Source organism: Leptospira bouyouniensis (genome assembly GCF_004769525.1).
Lineage (GTDB): Bacteria > Spirochaetota > Leptospiria > Leptospirales > Leptospiraceae > Leptospira_A > Leptospira_A bouyouniensis.
Genome location: NZ_RQFT01000017.1, coordinates 101,479 through 126,126, shown reverse-complemented (window position 1 = coordinate 126,126; position 24,648 = coordinate 101,479). Strand labels below are relative to the sequence as shown.

The following is a 24,648-nucleotide window of genomic DNA, read 5'->3' as shown; positions in this document are numbered from 1 at the left end:
CCACCGTAAATTCCCCCTTTCGTACTTCTTTCACCAGGAACTGATATGATATTTGATAATCTTTATGGACTTTTCTCGAACGATATGGGAATCGATTTGGGAACCGCAAACACCCTCGTGCATGTGAAAGGACAAGGGATCGTCCTATCAGAACCTTCGGTTGTGGCAGTCCAAGCCTCCACTGGTCGAGTCCTAGCCGTGGGACAAGAAGCTAAACGAATGCTCGGAAGGACTCCTGGTGACATCGTTGCTATCCGCCCAATGAAAGACGGGGTGATCGCCGACTTCGAAACTGTGGAAAAGATGATCCGTTACTTCATCGCAAAAGTCCACAACCGCACTACATTTGTAAAACCGCGCATCGTTATTGGAGTTCCTTCTGGGATCACAGAAGTAGAAAGACGTGCCGTTCGTGAGTCCGCTGAACAAGCTGGAGCCCGAGAAATTTTTCTCATTGAAGAAGCACTTGCCGCAGCCATCGGTGCAAACATCCCCATCCATGAACCAGCCGGGAACATGATCGTCGATATCGGTGGGGGGACCACTGAAATTGCTGTGATCTCTCTTGGTGGTATGGTGATCGCCGAGTCCATCCGTACAGGTGGTGACGAATTTGATGAAGCCATTGTCAAATACCTCCGTAACCAATACAACCTAGTGGTTGGAGAAAGAACTGCTGAGGACATCAAACTCACAATTGGAAATGCATTTGCTGACAAACGTGTGGACACGATGGAAGTGAAAGGCCGTGACGCCATCTCAGGTCTTCCACGTACCCTCGAACTGGATTCCAACGAAATCCGCAAAGCCCTGAAAGAACCAACAGACGAAATCCTTGATGGAATCAAATCGGTTCTCGAACGCACTCCTCCTGAACTTGCCGCCGACATCGTAGAACGAGGGATCGTTCTTACAGGTGGTGGTTGTCTCCTCCGTGGCCTCGAACACTACCTCACCAAAGAAACAGGCGTTCCAGTATTCCGTGCCGAAAACCCACTCACCTGCGTGGTGCTCGGAACTGGACGTTACTTGGATGAGTTGAAATACATTAAGCCGGGGATCAGGTAGGGAGCATTTCGCATTTCGATACGGCCTTTGGCCTACTCAATGCTCGGCATTTAGCGAGAGTTATTAATAAGGTCGTTGGTCGTTGTCCAATGCAGTCGGGTCGGGTCGTTGAGTAGCGAAGCGTATCGAAACGACGGGTATTAAAAACATTCCATTTAGAAACGTGAAGGGAGCCATTACTGGTTCCCTTTTTTATTTTGGGCGCACAGTTCCGGCTCTCCCTCGGCGAGGGCGCTCGGTCGATCCGGGGCGCGGGTAGGTTGGTAAGAAGGTATAACTTTTTAGAACCAAAATGATTTCTTTTTAGCTTATTTGGTGAAGAAGAGTTCGCCTTTCGATACGGCCTTCGGCCTACTCAAGGCTCCGCCTTAATCGTTGAGTGTTGTAGTTTCGGTCGTTGAGTAGCGAAGCGTATCGAAACGATCGAAACGATCGAAACGACGAAACAACGGAAACCAAAGAGACTACCAGCCAGAAATGAAGGTATCATTTTTATGGGATACATGTATATTTTAGTTTGTTCGGATGGATCGTATTACACTGGTAGTACGAAGTATTTAAGCAGAAGGATTGATCAACACCAAAGGGGTGAAGGTTCTAATTATACAAAGAAACGCTTGCCTGTAAAATTAATTTACTTTGAAGCATATACTCGGATTGACCATGCGTTTTATCGTGAAAAGCAAGTGCAAGGTTGGTCTCGGAAGAAAAAGGAATCGTTAATGAGGCAGGATTTCCATCATCTCAAACTCCAGGCAAAGAAAGTATGGAGAATCAAAGGAAACGGAATAACAATCAAAATGTAATATAGTTCTTCGGCGCACATTTCCGGCTATTCGCTCCAATCTTTGCATGCGCAAAGGATTTCCGCTTCTATCCGGGGCGCGAGGTTTGTCGGTGGAATAAAAACTAGTACTTTGAATTAAAATATATATTTAAAAAAAATCTCAGTGTTCAAGAATGAATTAGGAATCAGAATCTTGGTTCTAAATATCACAGCCATTCTCAACAAACAAGGTTTCACAATTTTAGAAAGGTAAAAAATCGCTGGTGTCCTTTTTTTCGATCCTTATATACAATTTGGTTTTTTGATCACACCCCATTTGCCCAAAATTACGCGAGCAAATCCATTTTCGAATTCTTTCACAGAATCGAACTGCGGTTTGATGATGATCTTACCTGTTTTATCAATAAAACCATATTTACCACCTTTCTCAATTTGAATGGCGGCTAGACCTTCCTGAAAGCTTCCGATAGAATAGAAATTTGAATTGATTGCCGGATTGCCAAATTTGTCAATCCAAACAAGTTTGCCATTGATGGAAGCAACAGCGAGACCTTCATAAAAATAATAACCGACATTAAGATAAGGTTGGATGATATACTTTCCAGTTTTATCGATGTAACCAGTCTTACCATGAAAACCCTCTTTCACTGGTGCAAGACCTTCGCTAAATAGAATGAAATATTCGAACTTAGGTTCAATGACTAACTTTCCTGTTTTGTCTATAAGGCCGTACTTTTCGTCCAGTTTAATCGAAGCCAAACCCTCCTTAAAATCGGTTACCTGATCAAATTTTGGTTCGACAACAATCTTTCCAGTTTGATCGATAAAACCAAATTTACCCTCATCTTCTAACTCAATTACTGCTCCAACAGAAAACGATGCCAACCCTTCAACAAAATCACGAACATGTTCAAACTCTGGTTGTATTACGATTTTCCCATTTTTGTCAATGAATCCCCAATAACCATCTATCAAAACTGCAGCGAGTCCTTCTTGAAACGGATGAATATAATCGAACTGCAACAAAACGGTTTCTTCTCCAGAATTGATTGTAACAACTTCTTTACCATTGACAATGCTATAACTTTGCGAATATTCGATAGGGCAGTTCAGTTGATTGTTGTCTTGTTTTTGATTGATTAAACTACTAGAACCCGTGCACGTACTTAGCAGTAGTATTAAAACAAAATAGAGTCGTTTCATATCACCAATTATTTTCGAACAAAATAAAGTTAAGCGGATTGGCTGTAATGTAAACTTAAAAAAATGATGACAAAAACTTTCGAAAAACTCCTTCAATCATCTATTCCATTAATAGTAACTGTTTCCCCAAGGTAACAGCTGTATGAAAATGGAAGCTAAGATTATAAACTGGGAATCGGGAGCTCATCATTTCCGAAATCCTCACTGACTGCACAAGGCTAATTATACCCACACTAATAGCAACTGGTGTCACAATTTCGTTTTCTTGTTTACAACCGAAAGAATCAATGATCTCCTTTCTATAGTAACTACAACGTGGCTCAGCAAGCCCCGGACCGATGAGTCAGGAGACCAAATGGGCGACAAAAATCCGAAAACGAAAACCAAACAAAACTCTCAGAAAAATGCAAAGAATGCAATTGCCAAAGGGAAAAAAGATGCGGCCACTGCCGCAAAACAAGTTCCTTCGAAGAAGTAAGTATCTTATGATAATCCTTTGATCGATTTCGTTTTGAATCAAGGATAAGATTGAAACGAAAAGTCCCTTCGCTTACAAAACAAAATCGAAATTAGACTAACGATTGCGAGGTGCCAAGATTCGTACCTCCTTCGCAGCCTAGAACACTACCTCATCAAAGTAACAGGAGTTCCGGTCTACCTTGCGGAAAACCCACTCACTTGCGTGGTCCTCGGAACAGGACGTTACTTCGATGAGTTGAAATACATCAAACCAGGGATCAGATAAACAGCAGCCACATGATTTTTAGTTTAGGTTTTTCCTTTTTTTATCATGGCAACAAGTTGATCGAATGCGGCTCCCCAACCTTCATGAAATCCCATTTCTTCATGTTTCTTTTTCTGATTTTCATCCGTATGGATTGCGATCGCCGTATACTTCGTACCTTTTTCCGTTTTTTCTAAGTTTACGACCCCAGTAAAAAATCCAAAAGGATCATTGGGATCAGCGAGGGAAGGACGATAACCTGGTTGTAGTGCGCTTGTCCATGTTAGTCTTTTGTTGGGAATGACTTCCAAATAACAGCCAATACCTGGAACTTTCATTCCTTCTGGTGACTCCATAACGGTTCTAAATATTCCTCCAGGCCTTAAATCAATTTCGCAATCAATTGTTTTCCAAGGTAGAGGACAAAACCACTGCTTCAACTGTTCTGGTATTGTCCATGCATCCCAAACTAGTTCCACAGGAACATCTACGGTTCTTTCTAATACCAAATCGATATTAGGATTTATTTTCAAAAGCGAATCATTCATTTTTTTTATCCTTCATTTTATATAAAAAACTATCCAATTGATCTAATCGTTTTTCCCACATCGATCTTTGTTTATCTAGCCAGGTCTCTGCAATTTTCAAAGTATTTGGTTCTAATTCGAAAGTTCGAACTCGACCGAACTTATAAGATTTTACAAGCCTTGCTTTTTCAAGTAACGAGAGATGTTGCATAAAAGAAGGAAGTGCCATCTCAAAAGATGCGTACATTTCGCTTACAGTTGCTGGTCCCGAACTCAGTTTTTCCAAAACCGCCCGTCTAGTTGGGTCCGCTAGATTTTGAAACACGAGGTTTAATGATTCTGAATACTTAGTCACTTACCTAAGTATTGAATACCTTAAAATTATGTAAAGATTTTTTTAGAAACTTCTGAGAAAGGAAACTTGATGCAAAAAAGAATTCTTAGTTATCAATAGAGTCGCATTGAAGCCGACTGACTACTTTTAATTGGGACTAGGTGGGTAGTTTGTGGAGAAACCAGACTGTGACGTGGGAAAGGGGCGCAGGAGAATTTGATAGGATTTCGAAATGATTTGACTGTGAAGGTGAGAAGGATAATTTGCGGGAATGAATCAAAAATCATTATTTTTAAAAATTGCATTTGGATTGGTTTTGTTTACTTGTTTCGGACATACGATGGGAACTTTTATGGAAATTCCACCTGAGCAAGTTGCAGTGGCAAATGCACAAATGGTTTTGGAAAGTACGATGGTTCCGCTACCAATGGGATTTCAAAAATCCTTTGCTGATATATTTTTAGGAAATAATATCAGTGTTAGTGTGTATTTGTTGATTACTGGAATCATTTTTCTGGTTATATCTGGTGCAAAACAATTTGATCCGATTGTAAAAAAATTGTTAATGATTAATAGTTTTGGAATGGCAATGCTTTCTGTGATCAGCATTTTGTATTTCTTTCCATTGCCTGCTATTTGCACAGGACTTGCCGCTATATTTGGGTTTGTATCTGCGTTTTTGCCTGAAAAATAAAATATTATAAGATTCATATATTGATGATTACACCCATTCAACTCTGGTTCAATGATAGGGATCCCATCCAATGACATGAATTCTGGATTCAGAAATGCATTCCTTTGATGAGTCTAGCTGAACTTTTCATTCCAAGAGACTTTTAAATATTTTAGCCATAAAGCTGACTAGACTCTCATGGTTCGATAAACTCACCACAAGTGATGAGGAATGTATCTCGAAGATTGGGCTTTCCCTCTTGATTTAGGGGGGCTTTGTCTTAGTTAAATGTAAAGGACTTTCCTCAGTGGCAAAAAGGAAGTTACCTCTTATTGTTACCATCAAATTCCAAAACCATCAGACTACCAAAACCCAATTCCCATCACTAAAAGCACAAGACCAATCACCAGTGCAAAAAACCCATCGGTAACATATTCTTCTAGGTTATCCCACATAAACTTTGGTTCTTTTTGTGAGTTGCGAACCATTCGTACGGGAACAAAGTCTCCTAACTGATAAGGAGGACTATTCCAATGTAAAATGGTGGGAAATCGATGTTCTATGCCTTCAAACTCTACCAAAATTTCTAAAGAGAACAAAGGCACTTGGTAACGATCCCGTCCCCTAGAAACAAACGATACAACTCTTCCTGTAAGTGGATTGCCAAAAATTCGGAAGCCGATCCATTTTCGGACTGTGCTCATTGCCAAGAATAACAATAGAATGGCTAGTGTAACAAAGAGGCGAGCAATCCAATATTTTGGTTCTTCCATTGTATCATTCTTAGACGAACATTTTTGTTGACAGTATCGAGAATAAGCCTATCTGAAATTTCAAAATTTAAATTATTTTACAAAGGAATTATTTTCTTTGAAATTAAATTCTATCAAAATTCATGCAGATTGGATTCCTTTCGTTCGATACACGGAAGGACAATGAATCAGTCATCTAAATGAAAATCTGTTATTCAACATTGATTTCACTAAAAGGAAATTCTAATAATCAATAGGGACTTCTCTAAGTGGTTACTGAAGTTTCCTCTTAATGCCATTTAACTCTGTCTTTGCGACTTTCGATAATCTACCTGTAGACTTAAAATAAATCTTGCCAGTTACTAACAATTGTTCATGATTAGAGAAATATTCTATGGGTGAAACAAAACTGCAAATACTTATGAAACGAATTTTAGTTCGTTTTTCACTATTCATTTTATTGATATCCTTATTTGTCTCCGGTAATTGTTCACCTCTATACTATTTGTTATTCCAAACTACAACTTCCAAAAAAGATTCGGGCGGATCAATACAATCAACACTAACCCTTCTTGCTTTAGTACAATTAAATCAGTCTGTCAGATACCCATGGGGAACTTTTACAGACAACAGAGATGGAACCGTACTATTCATAGGGAATGCTGGCACATTTGGTGGGCAAGTATACACAGAAACAACTCTAACGTATGCAAAATGTTCAAGTGGTCAGACATGGCTCCAAGAAAGCAATTCCTGTTCGCCAGAGGTTCCAAATCAAGTATTTTACTGCCCCACCAATGACAATTCTTGTAATGATATAGGTACTTTTTTATTAAATAATTCGACAAGTGCTGCCTACACGTATTGCGATACATTGGAGTTAGGTGGACGATCCAATTGGCGTGTCGCAACGAAAAATGAGTTAAAACTGACGGTTGCTTGTTCTGAAAATCCTACGGATATACCAGTAGACGATGATTTGGCAGGTTGCGGAAGTGTCAAACGTTACTTCCTTAATACAACGATCTTCCCTTTGGCAGGGGCTGGTGCGATCGGTCCATATTGGACTGCCAATGCACAAACCTCCGGTGTAGCATGGTATATAGATTATATGAGGGGTTACACTACCGGCTCAGGGAAAGCATTTGCTAGGTCAGTTAGGTGTGTATCGGAGCCATAACTTTTTTTTTGCCTGAACCTTTCCGGTTATTCGCTCCAATCTTAAATGTGATTTGCCAATCGCTGTGATTGCTTTGAGAGTCCATCCACATTTTCACGCAAGTGGGAAGTATTGGATGCAAGAGACGAAGCAGATTGTTCAATCGATACAAGCGCTCTTGACATTTCTTGTGTTCCTGTTTTTTGTTCGGATGCCAAAACTTCCAATTGTTTGGAAAGTGAAAACAATTCTTGGAATGAATTTAAAAAAGATTTATGAATGGATGTTTGTTTTTCTACTTTAATTTTTAAATCAGAAAGGTTAGAAACGAGGATACCAAAACTTTTATCCTGGATTCCCATTTTTTCTTTCGTTTCGGAAGCTGCCGTATTTCCGCTCACAATTTGTTTAGCCGCTTGTGTAATGATTTTTGAAATTAGTGATGCATTTTCCTGTGCACTGTCAGCAAGTTTTGCAACTTCTTGAGCTACTACAGCAAAACCCCTTCCATGTTCACCAGCACGAGCTGCTTCAATCGAAGCATTTAATGCAAGTAAGTTGGTTCGATCAGCTATGTCTCGTAAAATTTGGTTTACTTCTTCCACTTTTTGAAAGCTTTCTTTAATTTCTTCAAAATTGGAGCTAACTGAATCCATAGCTGTCGTTACTTGAAGACTATATTGTTTTGATTCATCAGTGGTTTGTGCTAAATTGATTGTTGAAGTGTATACTTCAGATAAAATTTTATCCATCACTGAACTTTCTTGGTTTAAATCATCGATCCTTGTAAACTGTGATTTCACAAAATCGCTAGCACTGTCCATTGAAGCTGCAAGTTCTTCCATTGACGCACTGATCTCTTCGACGCTAGAAACTTGTGTTTGGATTTCCGTATTCAATGAATCCATAAATTTTAACATTTCTTGGACACTTTTATTCAACGTTTCCGCTTCTTGTTGGATGTTTTGCTTTGTTTGATTTGCGGATTCAGATTTTAATCTTGCTTCTTCGGCGGATTTTGTTGCTTCATTACTAGAATTCGACATAAATTTTACGACGGCACTCATCATATGTACACCACAAATCAAAGCGATTGTATTAATCCCGATGAATGGAATCCCAAATTGATTTGCAGCAGTCGCAATAAATTTAATTTCAGCACCACCCATTACGGCTAAAAATACATAAAGTAGTAAACTTGAAATTGCAATGTATCCAACTGTCATAGTTAAACGATATGACAAAAGAAAACCAGAGTAAATAACAACAAATAGGAGAACTAACATTACAAAAGGTAATGTCGCTATCGAAACTTTTTCTGCAGGTGTTTTGGACATAATGACAACAATGGCGAAAACACTGGAATAAATGATGATATCGAGTAAAATGGAGATGTAAGCAAATTTTAAAAAGAATTTTTGTTTTTTATAAAGCCAAAAGGTATAAACACCATATGACAAAACGATAAATTCTAGAAATGATAAAATAAGGCTCATCGTTCTTTCGGTCGTTGGAATCGCCACCATAAAAAAAATATTGATAGATAACATCACAATTGCAAAGGAAATGCGAATCGTGTTCGCGATCATACTTCCTTTTTCTAAGTAGTTTCCAGAAACTGATGACATAAGGCTAAAATCCCCATATTGACAGACGATTTTTTTTAAAAAATACCGCCATAGGTTATTATTTATCCTGCAAATCAGCAATGAATCGTCAAAACGAATTCCTTTCTTTTGATAGAAATCAGTGAAGAGAGAAAATAAAATAAACAGAGTTAATTACGAGGAAAGAATCACATCGTTCTTTTTTTGTTTTTTACCTCCAAAATTCGGCTCGTGGCTTACATCTCACTGATTATGTTCCGTATCAATTACTTCTAATCATGACGCAGTTTTACATTGAGTAATCCCTTAACGTATCTCCACTTACATAAATGGTTTGCGATGTATCGATTTACCAAACTCATTTAATTTTTTCTGTCATACTGTAAGATGGTTAACCAATATCATCTAAGGTTTTGGCATAATGAATTCTACTCAACCCACTTTTAGTAAATCACTTGAAGAACATGAGTTGACATTGAAACAAAAGAGTGAATCATTTTTATGATCAATTAGAATCTTATGCCGATAGCTAACTGTTACATTAATGATATAACAATAACAAACAAACAACTCGAGACGCTTGCAAAAGAGTGGGCTGAAACTATTGAAGTTGATTTGAAAGACATTTGCCTTTCAATCATAGATGTTTCGCAACAGGCAGGACAAAACTATAAAGTAATGGTTATCCTATTTCTACCCTCTATTTGGGATAAAACAAATATTGAAAGAATTCAACTTAGCTTAGATAAGTTATTGAAGAAACATTTGAAATTAGGAGTATCAGACGTTTTCATTATTACAAATATCGTTCAATCTGGAAATGTAACAGAAAATGGAAACATAGTTAAATGGGAATAAAATGGAGTCATAGATCAGCAAAGACTGGTCTCCAATCTTAGACAATCTGTTTTAAGTTTTTAGGATCATATCTGCAATTAGGAATTGATTTTGGTAAAAAAGATTCAGATTCTTAATCATACATTGGAAAGATTGAAATTACAATGAAGATCCAGAGTTTTTCTCCATCCAAGTTACTCTCCCCTTATGTTCAAAAATACTTAATTATCAAAACAGAAGAAGGTATTGAGAACCAAATTCTACCATCTCCTCATCTAGTATTATCATTCCAACTTTCAGGAAGTTTACATTCAATTGAGTCTGAGTACTCGTATGATCTGCCGAGAATGGGCATTGCCGGGTTTAGGAAATCCGCAAGAACAATTATATATCATAAAAAATCTTCAGCGTTACTTGTTCTATTGACAGAAATTGGGGCTGCCAATTTTTTTCAGGAACCTATCTCCGAATTCAATGGTAAAACTTTAAGTTTAGAACTCTTAATTCCTAATCAATCATTGAGAGAGATAGAAGAAAAACTTTTTGAATCCTCGTCTGACTTAGTAAGAGTTAATCTCATTGAGAATTTTTTAATTCAAAATCAACGAGAGCAGAAAATTGATCCGATCGTTAGCGAAACTCTTTTAAAGATTAAAAAATCAAATGGGAATTTGAAGATAAAAGATTTAAAACATGGCCTACCAAGTAGTTTAGACTCATTAGAAAAAAAATTCAAAAATTCCATCGGAACAACAATGAAACATTATTCAAATCTGTTACGAATTCATTCAGCCATTTCTTCCTATTCGAACCAAATAAACCTAACAGAAATTGCTTATAATAATGGTTTTTTTGATCAATCCCATTTCAACAAAGAATTCAAACTTTTTACAGGAAAATCACCCAAAACTTTTTTTGAACAAAAACAAATTTGGTAACGATGATTATTTTCTGATTTTTTACAATTTTTCTCATCTGATAACGAGTATCTTATTCTTTAAGTAAGCTATTAAAAGTGCAAATACTAAGAGGATACCATGAACCAAATTCTAATTGATCGATTCCAACTACCAAAAGAAGCAAAAGAAGTTTTTTTAACTCGAGTAAAAATCAACCGTGAATTTATAAAAACAATTCCAGGTTTTTTAAGTGATGAGATTTACCTTTGTGAAAAAAATAATAACATCCTACTTGTTACAGTAGCAAAATGGAAAGATCAAATCAGTTTACAAAATGCCAAGGCACTCGTCATTTCAGAGTATCAAAATCAAAATTTTGATATGCCTCAATTTTTAGCTCTTAACTCAATCCAAATAGAACGTGAGATTTTCCAAAATCTGGAATCTATTGAATAAAACTAACCCGAAGTTATTGGTTTAAACTCCCATGATACTAACCACTGTTGCATTAGCCGATAGTGGTGCCACACAACTAACAGAACAAAACTTTAGTATTAAAACTGGAGAATGGGAAGTAAGATTTAAAACATGAAAAAATATCATAGGGGAGAATGTTTGTTTCCAACAAGCCACTCTCTCCAACCTAACTAGAATGGAGATTTGTAAAATGGAAATTACCTTCAAGATGTTCGAAAGGCGGTTTAAATATAGATTAGATTTTCCAATTATTTGATTTTTTTAGGAATTCAAAAAACTATACTGAGGATGGAAAAACTAGTATGGAACATGTAGTCCTAAACATTTACTTGTGAAATCCCAATTGGAATAAATTTGGATTTCCATTTTGTTCAAAGATTTGGGATTAGATATAAATTAAAATATTACCGTTATGAATCATAACCTATAATTCTACATAATGTCACGAATGAATGCTTCGCAAGATCAACTCATATTACAGGAAGCCATGCAATGAGAATACTGATATAGATACTTTAAAACAAGGAAATAAAGTGAAAAAAATATCAAAACCTGCTTCTTTAAATGAAGTTTTATCTTGAACAATTATAATTTGATTGTTCCCTTCTGAATCAAATCGATTCATTGAAAATTGATATGTTCAAAACTTTTTCGTAAAAATAATTTCCATGCATTGGTCCAACTTATTCAAACTATTCTTTTCATTTCCAAGTCCATTTCTAGCTAAAGTTGGAACAAACAAAAATTAATGCGAATTCATGATCGACCTTACCAGATAACATTCGCTATACATTTCGAAGTCTATTAAATCAAATCGCCAGACTTCTAGCATAAAATTTTGATATGATTAAAACTAAAATTAACAAATTTTTTAAAGATTTAACCCTAAAAAACAGATCTCAAAACTTAAATTTAAACCAAAAATACAAAACAAAAACCCAAAAATCCTAGTACATTTTGTACAAATTCAAAAGAATCGAAACAATTTCGAGAAATACCTTAGAATTCATCAATTATATTGAAAATTGATTATAATTCTCTTGCAATTAATAAAGAACCATTGCATTATTAATTGTTAGGTTAGCAATCCTATTACTGCTAAGCTGTCCAGATAAAAAGCCCCTGCATTTTTCGACTTACGATTGTAAGAAGTAAGTTCACTATCTTTGAATCTACACAATACCAGTCGCTAAATATTAAAGACAGTTGGTATGATGGTACAAATCACTAGGAAACAAAAAATGAATCTAAATTCAAAAAAGAACATATCGAATCTTTGTAGAAACGGTACAAAAGTTGGTAAATCGTGAAAAGAGTTGCCTTTATTGGTAACTATGCCCCAAGACAATGTGGGATTGCCACTTTTACAACTGACCTATGTGAATCCATTTCACAACAATTCCCTGAAACTGCCTGTATTGCACTCCCAGTAAATGATATCGACTCTGGTTATGCATACCCTATAAGAGTACGTTTTGAACTAAAAGAAAAGGACATCAATTCGTATCATCGCGCAGCAGATTTTTTAAACATCAACAATGTTGACCTCGTTTCACTTCAGTTCGAGTACGGAATTTTCGGAGGAAGGTCAGGAAGCCATATACTTTCCCTCCTGCGTGATTTACATATGCCGATTGTCACTACCTTACATACGATTCTTAAAGAACCAGATCCTGACCAACGACATGTATTAGAACAATTAATTTCATTATCAGATAGAATTGTAGTGATGAGCAACACTGGAGCCGAAATTTTAAAAAACGTTTATAACATCCAATCTGATAAAATTGATATCATCGCACATGGAATCCCAGACGTACCATTTGTAGATCCAAGTTTTCACAAAGATTTATTTGGTGTAGAGGGCAAAGTAGTTTTAATGAGTTTCGGACTAATTTCAGCTAACAAAGGATTGGAAAATGTAATTCTTGCTTTACCGAACATCATTCAAAAATTTCCAAATGTTGTTTATATTATCCTTGGTGCCACACATCCACAAGTACTTCGAAACGCAGGTGAAGCCTACAGAATTTCCTTACAGTTACTTGCAAGAGAAAACAAAGTTGAGAAAAATGTTCTCTTTTATAATAAATTTGTCAGCCAAAGAGAATTAACTGAATTCATTGGTGCAACTGATATTTATATTACGCCCTATTTAGAACCCAATCAAATTGTTTCGGGAACCCTTGCTTATACTTTAGGAGCTGGAAAAGCAATCATATCAACTCCTTATTGGTATGCAGAAGAAATGTTAGCTGAAGGAAGAGGAATCTTAATTCCTTTTCATGATAACAAAACTCTGAGTTATGAAGTAATCCATCTATTAGAAAACGAAGCCATGCGTCATTCTATGCGAAAAAAAGCATACCTATTCGCCCGGAGTATGATATGGTCGCAAGTTTCAAGGCGTTATATGGAATCTTTTCGTCGTGCCAGAGAAGAAAAAAGATACTATTCTTCATTAGGATTCAATATAAAATTAAGAAATACACCACCGATTGAATTTCCTGTTCTAAAATTAACTCACTTGGAACATATGACTGATGATACAGGTATGTTGCAACATGCATTTTTCACCTTACCAAATTACGGTGAAGGGTACACAACCGATGACAATGCACGTGCATTGATTGTGTGTAAGTTGATTGAAGATTTAGATTCTGATACCACTTACAAATTAAGCTATCGATACTTAGCCTTCTTATGGTATGCATATAATGCAAAAACAAAAAGATTTAGAAACTTTATGGATTATCAGAGAAATTGGTTAGAAGAATCAGGATCTGAAGATAGCCACGGAAGATCATTAATGGCCTTAGGAACAATTCTCGGAATAGAATCTCTCCCAAAATTACCAACCATAGCCGGTCGATTATTTGAAGAAGCACTTCCTTCAATATTAACTATGAATAGTCCAAGGGCATGGGCTTTTTCTCTTTTGGGCCTGAATGAATATTTTAAACGATTTAAAGGCGATAGGCGAGCAGAATCAATTAGAGACGAATTAGCAAATAGAATCTTGCAACTTTCCAAAGAAAACTTTAAATCCGAGTGGTTTTGGTTTGAACAATCACTTAGTTATTGTAATGCAATTCTTCCTCATGCACTTCTTGTTTCAGGAAAATCAATGCAAAATCAAAATATGGTAGATATTGGTTTAAAAAGTTTATTTTGGTTAGCTGATTTACAAAAAGCAAAGGATGATGGTGGTCATTTCATTCCTATTGGCACAAATGGATTTTACACTCGCGGAGGACTACATGCGAGATTTGACCAACAGCCTGTAGAGGCTCAAACAATGGTATCCGCATCAATCGACGCCTTTCATATTACCAAAGACCAATTTTGGAAAAAAGAAGCCAACCGAGCTTTTGAATGGTTTCTGGGAAGAAATGATTTAAAAGTTTCTTTATATGATCCTACTACTGGTGGTTGTCGCGACGGATTACATTCCGATCGTATGAATGAAAATCAAGGAGCAGAATCTACTTTAGCATTTATGCAAAGTATGTTAGAGATGCGGCTAGAAGAAAGTATCAATTTTTCAAAAGGTACTATATGAACCCCAACTATCCTGAATTATTTGTAAGAAACAGTGAAAATCCTATCCTAACAGCCAGTATGTGGCCATATCCTGTACATACTGTATTTAATCCAGGGGCAACTATTTTAAAAGATGGGAATACATTACTTTTATGTCGGATGGAAGATCGCAAAGGATTATCACAACTAGGGATTGCTAGGTCAAAAAATGGTTTAAACCATTGGATAATAAATCCAAGTCCATTTATGACAGCGGAACCAGAAATATATCCTGCTGAGTGTTGGGGAATTGAGGATCCAAGGATTACCTTTATTAGCGAATTAAATCAATATATAATTTGTTATGTTTCTTACGGAAAAAGTGGTCCTTCAGTTTCGCTAGCTATTACAGAAAATTTTGAAGAACAAATAAAACTTGGAATGGTTTTAAAACCTAATGATAAAGATGCAGCTTTATTCCCTAGAAAGATTCAAGATAGGTGGGTGATGCTTCACAGACCAATCGACCATAATAGTGCCAATATTTGGATATCTTATTCAGTGGATTTAATGCATTGGAAAGATCGGAAACTTATTTTGGGAACAAGGACAGGAGGTTGGTGGGATGCCGAAAAAATTGGTTTAGGAGCACCTCCTATCGAAACAAAGGAAGGTTGGCTTATTATCTATCATGGTGTTAAAAAAAATGCATCTGGATATCTGTATAGAATTGGATTAGCTTTGTTGGATTTGGAACATCCAGATATTTGTATCAAAAGAACAAATGACTGGATCTTTGCGCCCGAGACTGATTACGAAAGATTTGGTGACGTCAAAGATGTTGTATTCCCATGTGGATTAACACTATTAGCAGACAATGATACAATCCATTTATACTACGGGGCAGCCGATACAAGTATTGGTGTAGCTACGGGAAGTGTTCGCAAGTTACTCGACTGGCTTCAGAACCAATAAATGAATACACAAAATTTGGAACTCGTTCGAACTGGATTAGAACTAACACCTGATTATCGAAGGGTTTTATACCGACCTCTATATATTGAGCCAGAAGAACGAATCATTAAAATTTTAGGTAGAATTCAAACACTTACTGAGACAGAAGTAAATAATGAAATAAATGCACTACTCACTTCCTTTGAAGAAAGACATAAACGATTAAAAAAATTCTTTTTACAAAGATACCAACAAATAAAGAAATATCTTCTCACAGACCATATCCTTTCTGAAGAAAGAAAACTTTTGATAGGAGCTTACTTTACACAGGAGTACTCCTTAGAATCAGCAGCATTATTTAACCCCTCAATCATTTGGGATAAAGACCAAACCAATCTTCCTCCAGGTTGCAAACGTTTCATCATGAGTTTACGGGCCACGGGAGAAGGACATATATCATCTATTACTTTTAGATCAGGTATTGTAGATTCGGAAAACCAAATCACAATTACAAATCCAACCAAATATGTTTCTACCTCTGATAATATATCGAATCCAATCTATGAGAAAAAAATATTTGAACGAAAATTATCAGAGTTAGATTTACTAACTGATTTTTCGATTACTATACTTTCCCTTCTGGATTCTTATTTTACGATCGAAGATTTAAAATTGAATTTAGACAAATTCACAAAAAACACGAAAACAAAATCATCTGAAAACAGAATGACCGCTAATGGAATCCTTTCCTTAGCTTTGTCCAATTATGAAATTCAGTATGATAGTGAACAAAAGCTTTCCGAAAGAATCATTTTCCCACATTCACCTTCCGAAAGTAACGGAATAGAAGATGCTCGGTTTGTTGATTTTACAGATGACGATGGTAATCATATTTATTATGCAACCTATACTGCATATGATGGAAAAATCACATTCCCTCAACTATTAGAAACCAGAGATTTTTTACACTTTAAAGTAAGCACACTCAATGGACCCGAAGTAAAAAACAAGGGTATGGCACTATTCCCAAGAACAATTAACAAACAATATGCAATGTTGTCTAGGCAAGATAATGAAAACATTTTCCTTATGTATTCAGAGGACCTCCATTTTTGGTATAACAAGGAATTGATTTTAAAACCTACCTATCCTTGGGAATTCATCCAACTTGGAAATTGTGGATCACCAATAGAACTTGAAGAAGGTTGGTTAGTGATTAGCCACGGTGTAGGTCCAATGAGAAAATATTCAATTGGAGCTTTTCTCTTGGAAAAACTGGATCCACGGATCGTAATCGGAAGATTAATTGAACCCCTTCTCGTACCAAATGAAAAAGAAAGAGAAGGATATGTACCAAATGTAGTTTATAGTTGTGGAAGTGCGATAAACGCAGGTGAACTAATACTTCCTTACGCAATGTCTGATAGGTCGATCGGATTTGCAAAAATCAACCTAAATCAACTCGTATGTCAGCTCACTAAAAACAAAAAGGAAAACTAAATATGTCCATAGTATCCAAATCCAATCAAAATCTTTATTTCCAAAATAAGTTCTCCGATTTATTGAATCTCAAATCGGTATTATTCCAATGACGTTTCCTGTCATCGGTATCGGGGCTTCTGCTGGTGGACTGGACGCGTTAGAATTATTCTTCAAACATCTGCCAATCGATACCGGTTATAGTTATGTAGTGATCCTTCATTTAGATCCTAACCATAAAGGTATGATTCCTGAAATCTTACAACGTCATACTTCAATACCTATCATAGCAGCAACCGATGGAATTAAAGTAAAACCTAACACAGTTTATGTATTACCTGCAAACAAAACGATATCAATTTCTAATCACGTCTTATATCTTTCAAAACCTGTAGAACAGAAGGGTTTTCGTTTACCAATTGATTTATTTCTTTCATCACTTGCGAAAGATTATAAAACAAAAAGTGTCGGGATAATTTTATCTGGTATGGGAACTGATGGGGGAATTGGACTTCAATCTATAAAAAAGGAAAGTGGATTAGCATTTGTACAAGATCCAGCCACTGCAAAATTTGATGGTATGCCGTTAAATGCAATCAAAGCTGTCAACGTCGATTTAATTGCTTCACCTGATGAATTAGCAATTAGTCTCGTGTCCTTTATAGATTCTCCAGCTGGAATGAATCAATTTGATCAACCGCCTGAAGATTCAATTAAATCATTAAGGGTAATACAATCACTTTTAAAACAAAAATCTGGTCATGATTTTACAAATTATAAAACTAATACTTTATTTAGAAGAATAGAACGAAGAATAATTTTTTTAAATTTAGAAAGCATTCATTTGTATGAGAAATATGTTACAGAAAATCCAGATGAACTTTTATTCTTATTCAAAGAAATTTTAATCGGCGTTACACATTTCTTTAGAGATAAAGAAGTTTGGGATAGAATTGAAAAATTAATATTTGAAAAAATATTCGAAAAAACATCGAATGAAATCATAAGAATTTGGATCCCTGGTTGTTCTACAGGTGAAGAAGCATACAGCCTTGCGATAACCTTTTTAGAAGCGAAAATTAAAAATAAAAGCTATCAAAGTTTTATTATTCAAATTTTTGCCACTGACTTAGATGAAGAAGCAATCAACAAAGCAAGGCAAGGTATTTACTCAAAAAATATTGAAAAAAATGTTTCGATTAATCGACTAAATACTTTTTTTACAAAAGTTGAAAACGGATACCACATCAATCCAAATGTTAGAGAATTAGTTGTTTTTGCAAATCACGATATCATTAAAGATCCTCCGTTTACAAAACTCGATATAATATCCTGTCGCAATATGCTAATCTATATGGAACCTAATTTACAAAAAAAAATATTAGGATTATTTAGATATTGTCTAAAACCAGAAGGATATTTAATACTTGGAACAGCAGAAACCTTAGGCAATCAAAACATATTTTTTAAAACCATTGATCCAAAACTAAGAATTTTTGAAAAAAATCAAGTTTCGATTAAAAATGAACATACTGATTTTCCAACTTTTTTCAAATCTGAAAAGTTAGCAAATTTTGAAATATCCAAAATGAAAGATTCGGAAAATAGTATTCAAACATTAACGAATACTATTCTCCTCCAAGAATATAGTCCCTCTAGTGTTCTTACCAATGAAAAAGGAGATATAATATACATTACTGGAAAAACGGGAAAATACTTAGAGCCTGCCGCGGGTAAAGCAGTCTTAAATATTTTTTTAATGGCAAGGGAAGGTTTAAGTCACGAAATCATCATTGCATATAGAAAAGTAATAGAATCAACTAATCCCATCACACTAAAAAATTTAAAAATAAACTATAACTCCAATATTGTATTAGTAGATGTAATCATTCGGAAGATAGAAAAACCAGATGGATTGTCAGGTTTATTCTTAATCGTTTTTGTTGATGTGCCTACCCTCATTCCTATCACTAAAGAAAACCCGAAGGAATTAAAAAACAAATACCAAACACAGATGATGGTCTTGGAAGCTGAACTGCAAAGAACTAAAGAAGATCTTCAGCTCACAATTGAAGAGATGCAAACATCTCAAGAAGAGTTAAAATCAACAAATGAAGAATTGCAATCAACAAATGAAGAATTGCAATCAACAAATGAAGAACTGCAATCAACAAATGAAGAACTGCAATCAACAAATGAAGAAATAACTTCTTCCAAAGAAGAAATGCAAAGTTTAAACGAAGAATTACAAACTGTTAATGCTGAATTACAAACCAAAATTGATGAATATATTTCAATAACAAATGACTTTAAAAATTTATTAGATGGAACCGATATTGCTACTTTATTTTTGGATAAGGATTTAAGAATCCGAAGGTTCACAAAACATGTAACTAGAGTATTTAACATGATACCTACTGACATCGGAAGACCCATAACGGATTTAGGCAGCAAATTAGATTATCCTGAATTCATTCATGATGCTCAAGAAGTTTTAGATACCTTAATATTCAAAGAAGTTGAAATTCAATCCAATTCAAAAATTTGGTATATAGCAAAGATTATGCCTTACCGAACGGTAGATGATCGAATCCATGGCCTTGTAATTACATTCACAAACATAACCAAGACAAAGGATTTGGAATTTGCTTTAAGGAATACAAATGAAACTTTAGACATTCATTTAACAGAAGTCCAAAATCTATTGTCTGAAAAAGAAATCATTCTAAAAGAAGTTCACCATCGCATTAAAAACAACATGGGTACTGTATTAGGAATATTAAATTTACAAGCAGACACAATCACTAATGAAACAACTAAAAATATCTTAGTAGATGCATCGTGTCGAATTCAAAGTATGATGACCTTGTATGATAAATTGTATCGATCTAGAAATACATCAGAAATTGATATTTCAGATTATCTACCTGATTTGATTGGAGAAATCATTAGTATTTTTCCAGAAGGTCATTTAGTATCAAAAACGATACATTTAGATAAAATTGCCCTCAGTTCAGAAATGATATCTACTTTAGGTATTATTTTAAATGAACTTGTTACTAATTCAATGAAATATGCATTTAAGAAATTTGATAAAGGTGAGATTTCACTAGTAATCCATAAATTAGACAACCAAATTTCCTGTATTTATAGCGACAATGGTATCGGAATTCCAAAGGACATTGACTTTGAATCTTCCACCGGATTCGGTCTTGAATTATTAAGAATCCTTGTAAAACAATTGAGAGGAACGATTCACTTAGAAAGAAAGAATGGAACCAAAATAATAATTAGTTTTCCTTTGAAATACCTGCCGAAAACCTAAAAACGAAAACGACAAACAAGTAACGAATCTGCAATTTAAGTTCCACAAAACGTTCGATAGTTTCTATCACCTCCTCTGGGAACTTCATCGTTGTAATCATAACCTAACAAACGTGTATAAGGAGATTGGCCTCTTTTGATCAAATCCTCGGCAATCCTTAATTGTCCTTGGCGAACGTTAGCAAGTGCTAATTCTACTAAGTGATTTCTAGGAACCAAACTTGGATTTGTCTTTTGCATAAGATAAATTGCATCTTCTTCGAGGATACCATGTTTCTTTTTTGCATCCTGCCAATCTTTCACCCAATCCTTCCATCGATGATCGTTATAGATTGAATCCTTTGGAACGTAAGCTCCTTCCAGTACAAGAAAAGTATTGGTATAATCGGCTTCCGTGTCTTGCATCCATTGGTATAAGTTTTGTAACAACGGTAAATCCTTTTCAGTTAAATTTGGAAATCCAATTTTCTCACCTAACATCCGTATGTAACTTTCTTGGAACCAATTTTCTAATTCAGATAATTTTCCTTTTGCTAAGTCTATAGCTGTTTTCTCGTTTGGATCAATCAAAGGCAAGAGGGCATTTGTTAAACAAGCAAGATTCCACTGTGCTATACCCATCTGATTGGCAAATGCATAACGTCCATTTACATCAATCGAGCTAAACACTCTCTTTGCGAAGTAACCATTCAAAAAAGCACATGGACCATAATCAATGGTTTCCCCAGAAATACTCATATTGTCGGTATTCATCACACCATGGATAAAACCCACGCGCATCCAATTAGTAACAAGCGTTACCTGTCGTTTCATCACATATTCTAAAAATGCAAGCACTGGATTGTCGGCATTCAGAAGATTCGGAGCATGTCTATTTACAGTATACTGAAATAAAGATTCTAGTTCATGTAGTGATAATGTATGGTAAGCATATTCAAAAGTTCCTACACGGATATGACTTGAGGCAACACGAGTTAATACCGCTCCCTCCTGTGGTTCGTCACGTAATACAGTTTCACCAGTTGCAATTACCGCCAAGCTTCGAGTTGTTGGAATTTGTAACCCAACCATTGCCTCACTCATGATGTATTCTCGCACCATAGCACTAATTGTAGCTCTTCCATCTCCATTTCTTGAGTACTTTGTTCTACCAGATCCCTTCCATTGGAAATCATACCTCTCACCACTTCGATTCTGAAACTCTCCCATTACAATTGTTCTACCATCACCTAACATTGTAAAGTGTCCAAATTGATGGCCTGCATAGGCTTGAGCAAACGGCTGTAAATTTTCCGGCAAACTTGTCCCAGAAAAAAATTGGGCGGTAATTAAATCCTGTTTTTTCCAATTTTCAAACATAAATTCATTAGCTAAACTCTCATTCCAAAAAATAACGTTAGGCGAAGCGACAGGAGTTGGTTTTATGTATTGGAAAAAAGAATTAGGCAATGATGTGTAAGTTTTTTCTACACTGGGATGTTCAGGAAAAGAAAAAGATAGCATATTGTTTAGACTTTTCTTGGAATTCGTTTTGCGTCTCTAATTAATATGAAACTGAAAAGATTAGTTTCCACTTAAAAATTGCTTTGAACACAGGTTTTGGGCGCACATTTCCGGCTTTCCGCTCCAATCTTTGCATTCGCAAAGGATTTCCGCTGCAATCCGGGGCGCAGGATTGAAATTGAGTGAACCAAAGAACATATCATTGTTATTTTTATTTTATCATGATTCTATCGCTGAAAATAAGATTGGTATCAACAAAGATTCTTCTTCTCACAAAGTAGAATTGAATCTCAAAAACATGTGACAAACACTAATAAAAAAAAATTTTTCATGAAAGAAAAACCCCTACTCAATTGTTGTTCCCAGTCGAAAGGGTAAATGGTATGAAATACTTGATTCAGTACAAAATCGGATGGAATTATTTTTGTGTTATAAAACCTATCTATGTATTTCTTATATTATGTTTACTGAATGTTTCCTGTTCCATTTTAGGAGAATATTCTGATGACAAAAACAATACACAAAATACATCATTAATTGCTTCTGGTTTATTATTACAAGCACTCTCGAACCAAAATAGTTGGACAACTCCTCCTACTGTACAGTCAAATGCAACATATACTGTTGCCAAATCGACGCATATTTATGCACAAGCATTAAGCCATTCCAATTGGGGATCACCTACAACGAATGTAGTCAATTTAAGTTTAGATTTATATTTACCAACCAATGCACCAAGGAATCGTCCTGCAATGATCCTTATCCATGGAGGTGGTTTTTCTACTGGATCCAAAGATGATTCAAACATTGTAGCTATGGCAAATTATTTTACTAGCCGTGGTTGGGTGTGTATCTCCATCAACTATAGGCTGATATCGTCTTACGGTACACTTTCAACAGCTTGGGGAACATATGTGATGAATCTTGCTAGCCTTTCTCCAGCAGAAAAACAACAAAGTTATGCAATGTATCCTGCAGCTAGAGATGCAAAAGCTGCGCTTCGATGGTTGTATGCCAATGCGGCAAATTATGGAATCAATACAAATTTCATTACAGCTCTTGGTGGTTCAGCGGGATCCTTTTTAGCGAATATGCTTGGCATAACGAATGCTAGTGATTTTCGAGATGAAACTCTCACTTTAGTTGATGCTACTCTTTCTAGCACGAACCTTACCGCAAGGGCACAAATTCATACAGTCATTAATCATTGGGGTGGAATCAATCATATGACATATTTGCAATCTATCACTGGTCAATCAAGGTTTGATGCAAATGACCCACCGATTAGTATAGTTCATGGAACACTTGATGCCGATGTTCCATTTACGCAAGCAGAAGCTCTTCGTGATGCTTACATCGCAAGTGGAGCTGCATATGAATTTAATCCACTTGTGGGAGAAGGTCATAGTGCATGGTCTGCTACGATTAATGGTAAGTCTTTATCAGAAAATGCTTTCCAATTCATTGTCACAAAACAATCTCTCACTCTAAACTAACGATGACATTCATTACGATTATCACTACATCAATCCTTTTTTCATTAGCTCTCGTTCATATTTACTGGGGATTCGGTGGCTTATGGCCAGGAAATACCAAACAAGAGTTAATTGATAAGGTATTTGGCAAAGGGAACCAATTCCCCTCTCCATTCATTTGTTTTTTTGTGGCCTTAGGATTGTTTTTGTTTTCTATGTTACCAATTTTATGGATGTTTCGTTTTTCGCTCATAAAAAGAATAATACCTACACAGATGAATATCTGTTGGATGAATTTCCTTCGAAAGTATACTAACGAATGACGAGATGAATTGTAAGTCTCTTTCACCTACCACTAAAGGATAACAAAGCAAAATAAACACAAACAAAATACATTCAATTAATTTCTATGTTCGGTAATTAGAAAGTGACAAAACTAGTTAAATGTTCTAGTACTATTGTTCGATACAAAGGATATTATTAAGAGTTCCGCCATTCCCATAGGCAGAGGTAATCGCAATGGCTCTGCTATCTTGCCAGGATGTAACGCCATAGGTCCCACAGTTTGCGGAAACATTGTCAGACCAGGATGTACATGTATGAGATGTATCTGTTTGCCAATCCCAAGATGGATTATTTTTGATCCCTGTCCAAATCCCTGTTGGTGCTGACATAGTTGTCGCAAAAGAGCCGGTAAAGACACCATTCAAATCTGATGTAAAAATTAAAGCTGAAGTGTTTAATGAATAATAACTGATATTAGGTGCTACAACCCAATCGATTTGTTCCGTGATTCCACCTACTGAACAATTGGCACTTGTGCAGGCTCTTCGATTCACATCGTCAACTAGTAAAGCTTTATATATTCCATCCGCAGGTTTATTCGGATCAATTGAACATTTAACATCAGCACCGCTAATTCCTTGTAAATTTGCATTATACGATGTCGCCGAAACAAACATTCGGCAAGGAGAGCATTGGGGTTTTTTCGGAGGTCCGAACGAAATAGGTTTTTGAAAAGCCAAGTTTAAAATTCCACATTGACTTTCAATATCGGCAGGATTGCAAAGATTCGCCTTTTTGCAATGGAAACAAAACATAAGAAAAAAACCAAAAAGGTAATATATCTTTTTCATTTAGTTTAGCTCAATTCTATACCTAACATACTTCCTTTGCGGAATCAAGTTAGAAAGTATTTTTTTCGAAATTTTCTTTTTCCTAAATCTTATTTCTGTCATTGATCGATCTAACATTCTAGGATTTCTCATTCTCAAATGGATCAAAATGAACTCTGGCATTAGTATCTGAATCTAAAAACAGTTATAATATTTCTCTTCAAAACGT

21 protein-coding genes and 1 pseudogene are annotated in these 24,648 nt (G+C 35.7%); 15 read left to right on the top strand and 7 right to left on the bottom strand.

Translation table 11 applies throughout. From position 1 onward, the window contains the following. The first annotated feature begins 45 nt into the window (after positions 1-45). Positions 46-1,068, top strand: a complete 1,023-nt coding sequence (locus tag EHQ43_RS19180) for a rod shape-determining protein (RefSeq protein ID WP_002972591.1) — start codon at positions 46-48, stop codon at positions 1,066-1,068. Positions 1,069-1,562: 494 nt separating this feature from the next. After that, positions 1,563-1,874, top strand: coding sequence for a GIY-YIG nuclease family protein (locus tag EHQ43_RS19175; protein WP_208731157.1), 312 nt, complete (start codon positions 1,563-1,565; stop codon positions 1,872-1,874). A gap of 263 nt (positions 1,875-2,137) precedes the next feature. On the opposite strand, the gene EHQ43_RS19170 is transcribed toward EHQ43_RS19175, so the two are convergent. Beyond that, positions 2,138-3,058, bottom strand: a complete 921-nt coding sequence (locus tag EHQ43_RS19170) for a WG repeat-containing protein (protein ID WP_135772063.1) — start codon at positions 3,056-3,058, stop codon at positions 2,138-2,140. Between the two features lie 355 nt (positions 3,059-3,413). Here EHQ43_RS19170 and EHQ43_RS19840 point away from each other — a divergent pair, with 355 nt between their 5' ends. Beyond that, positions 3,414-3,536 (top strand): hypothetical protein, encoded by a 123-nt coding sequence (locus tag EHQ43_RS19840; RefSeq protein WP_279631090.1) that lies wholly within the window; start codon positions 3,414-3,416, stop codon positions 3,534-3,536. Between the two features lie 126 nt (positions 3,537-3,662). After that, a pseudogene (locus EHQ43_RS19165) lies at positions 3,663-3,803 on the top strand (rod shape-determining protein); the annotation flags it as partial. A gap of 23 nt (positions 3,804-3,826) precedes the next feature. Here EHQ43_RS19165 and EHQ43_RS19160 read toward each other — a convergent pair. Further along, positions 3,827-4,330 (bottom strand): SRPBCC family protein, encoded by a 504-nt coding sequence (locus tag EHQ43_RS19160; protein WP_135772062.1) that lies wholly within the window; start codon positions 4,328-4,330, stop codon positions 3,827-3,829. Continuing rightward, entirely contained in the window at positions 4,323-4,664 is a 342-nt protein-coding gene (locus EHQ43_RS19155; protein WP_208731155.1) for an ArsR/SmtB family transcription factor, read from the bottom strand. The genes EHQ43_RS19160 and EHQ43_RS19155 overlap by 8 nt, the downstream gene beginning before the upstream one ends. A gap of 250 nt (positions 4,665-4,914) precedes the next feature. Here EHQ43_RS19155 and EHQ43_RS19150 point away from each other — a divergent pair, with 250 nt between their 5' ends. Next, positions 4,915-5,337, top strand: coding sequence for an LIC_13387 family protein (locus EHQ43_RS19150; protein WP_135772061.1), 423 nt, complete (start codon positions 4,915-4,917; stop codon positions 5,335-5,337). A 341-nt stretch (positions 5,338-5,678) separates the two neighbouring features. Here the strand turns inward: EHQ43_RS19150 and EHQ43_RS19145 are convergent, their stop codons facing one another. Continuing rightward, a complete protein-coding gene (locus EHQ43_RS19145; protein ID WP_135772060.1) occupies positions 5,679-6,089 on the bottom strand; it encodes a hypothetical protein in 411 nt (136 codons plus the stop codon). Positions 6,090-6,489: 400 nt separating this feature from the next. On the opposite strand from EHQ43_RS19145, the gene EHQ43_RS19140 reads away from it, so the two are divergent. Beyond that, entirely contained in the window at positions 6,490-7,248 is a 759-nt protein-coding gene (locus EHQ43_RS19140; protein ID WP_244242909.1) for an Lcl C-terminal domain-containing protein, read from the top strand. Between the two features lie 41 nt (positions 7,249-7,289). Here the strand turns inward: EHQ43_RS19140 and EHQ43_RS19135 are convergent, their stop codons facing one another. After that, positions 7,290-8,855 carry a methyl-accepting chemotaxis protein gene (locus EHQ43_RS19135; RefSeq protein ID WP_135772059.1) on the bottom strand — a complete coding sequence of 522 codons (1,566 nt, stop codon included), beginning with the start codon at positions 8,853-8,855 and terminating at the stop codon, positions 7,290-7,292. A gap of 498 nt (positions 8,856-9,353) precedes the next feature. Here EHQ43_RS19135 and EHQ43_RS19780 point away from each other — a divergent pair, with 498 nt between their 5' ends. The 7 genes from EHQ43_RS19780 (at position 9,354) to EHQ43_RS19100 (ending at position 20,327) form a co-directional block, all read left to right on the top strand. Continuing rightward, positions 9,354-9,692, top strand: a complete 339-nt coding sequence (locus EHQ43_RS19780) for a hypothetical protein (RefSeq protein WP_244242908.1) — start codon at positions 9,354-9,356, stop codon at positions 9,690-9,692. Between the two features lie 143 nt (positions 9,693-9,835). Continuing rightward, positions 9,836-10,609: a helix-turn-helix domain-containing protein gene (locus EHQ43_RS19125; protein WP_135772058.1), complete on the top strand. Its 774-nt coding sequence runs from the start codon at positions 9,836-9,838 to the stop codon at positions 10,607-10,609. A 99-nt stretch (positions 10,610-10,708) separates the two neighbouring features. Beyond that, a complete protein-coding gene (locus EHQ43_RS19120; RefSeq protein ID WP_135772057.1) occupies positions 10,709-11,026 on the top strand; it encodes an antibiotic biosynthesis monooxygenase family protein in 318 nt (105 codons plus the stop codon). A gap of 1,327 nt (positions 11,027-12,353) precedes the next feature. Beyond that, positions 12,354-14,609 (top strand): glycosyltransferase family 4 protein, encoded by a 2,256-nt coding sequence (locus tag EHQ43_RS19115; protein ID WP_135772056.1) that lies wholly within the window; start codon positions 12,354-12,356, stop codon positions 14,607-14,609. Next, entirely contained in the window at positions 14,606-15,544 is a 939-nt protein-coding gene (locus EHQ43_RS19110) for a glycoside hydrolase family 130 protein (RefSeq protein WP_135772055.1), read from the top strand. The genes EHQ43_RS19115 and EHQ43_RS19110 overlap by 4 nt, the downstream gene beginning before the upstream one ends. Beyond that, a complete protein-coding gene (locus tag EHQ43_RS19105; protein ID WP_135772054.1) occupies positions 15,545-17,023 on the top strand; it encodes a glycoside hydrolase family 130 protein in 1,479 nt (492 codons plus the stop codon). Positions 17,024-17,111: 88 nt separating this feature from the next. Further along, on the top strand, positions 17,112-20,327 hold the full coding sequence (locus EHQ43_RS19100) for a CheR family methyltransferase (RefSeq protein ID WP_135772053.1): 3,216 nt from the start codon (positions 17,112-17,114) through the stop codon (positions 20,325-20,327). Positions 20,328-20,362: 35 nt separating this feature from the next. On the opposite strand, the gene EHQ43_RS19095 is transcribed toward EHQ43_RS19100, so the two are convergent. Beyond that, a complete protein-coding gene (locus EHQ43_RS19095; RefSeq protein WP_135772052.1) occupies positions 20,363-21,829 on the bottom strand; it encodes a protein adenylyltransferase SelO in 1,467 nt (488 codons plus the stop codon). 383 nt (positions 21,830-22,212) lie between these two features. Here EHQ43_RS19095 and EHQ43_RS19090 point away from each other — a divergent pair, with 383 nt between their 5' ends. After that, the gene (locus EHQ43_RS19090; protein WP_135772051.1) at positions 22,213-23,325 is read left to right on the top strand and encodes an alpha/beta hydrolase; all 1,113 of its coding nucleotides are present in this window, start codon (positions 22,213-22,215) and stop codon (positions 23,323-23,325) included. Positions 23,326-23,327: 2 nt separating this feature from the next. Beyond that, positions 23,328-23,627, top strand: a complete 300-nt coding sequence (locus EHQ43_RS19085; protein ID WP_135772050.1) for a DUF3995 domain-containing protein — start codon at positions 23,328-23,330, stop codon at positions 23,625-23,627. Between the two features lie 132 nt (positions 23,628-23,759). On the opposite strand, the gene EHQ43_RS19080 is transcribed toward EHQ43_RS19085, so the two are convergent. Beyond that, the gene (locus EHQ43_RS19080; protein ID WP_244242907.1) at positions 23,760-24,266 is read right to left on the bottom strand and encodes a DUF1554 domain-containing protein; all 507 of its coding nucleotides are present in this window, start codon (positions 24,264-24,266) and stop codon (positions 23,760-23,762) included. Positions 24,267-24,648 lie beyond the last annotated feature (382 nt).